The organism is Lentimicrobium sp. L6, assembly GCF_013166655.1.
Taxonomy (GTDB): domain Bacteria; phylum Bacteroidota; class Bacteroidia; order Bacteroidales; family UBA12170; genus UBA12170.
On sequence record NZ_JABKCA010000192.1, the window covers coordinates 1 to 506 of the forward strand.

Consider the following 506-nt stretch of genomic DNA (forward strand, 5'->3'; position numbering starts at 1 on the left):
TTTGTTCTACTTTTCCTTTGTACTTGTCTTATAATTTATCTAGAAACCTGTAAATAGCACTGATTTCTAGCGTAGCACCCTGATACCTGTGTAGATAATCTATCGTTTTGAGTTTGCTTAACGGAAATGCTAATCGAGAGATTACCAAATGTCTGAATAAAACATCATCTATTTGGTTTAAGCCGATGAACTCAAATATTTTCCCAAAAATTAACTCCGGACCTATTGTTTGAATATTTGAATTATTCAAGGAGCTAAAAGCACTTCTTATTAACTCATCAGGTTTCGACTCGAACAATACTAATTGGCCTTGGTGTTCTAGTGTTTGTATTTCTTGTTTTGCTTCCTGTTCAAGTTTCTCAATATCGTGCTGCATAGTGGCGCAACCTATTGTCTTAATCACTTTATAATGACCTTTTGACTTGTTAATAATCTGAATACTAATGCTTCCAGATGTATTTTTCTTTCTCCGAATAAACATAAATTATCTTTGGGACACCCAAATA

The 506-nt window shown here is 33.4% G+C and carries 1 protein-coding gene; it reads right to left on the minus strand.

The window, feature by feature from the left end; translation table 11 throughout:
* Positions 1 to 28: 28 nt before the first annotated feature.
* Positions 29 to 481: a hypothetical protein gene (locus tag HNS38_RS20165; protein ID WP_172347019.1), complete on the minus strand. Its 453-nt coding sequence runs from the start codon at positions 479 to 481 to the stop codon at positions 29 to 31.
* Positions 482 to 506: the final 25 nt, after the last annotated feature.

What these genes read in the sequence shown, in the direction of transcription:
- HNS38_RS20165 (WP_172347019.1), bottom strand. Translation starts at nt 481, where the DNA reads ATGTTTATTCGGAGAAAGAAAAATACATCTGGAAGCATTAGTATTCAG.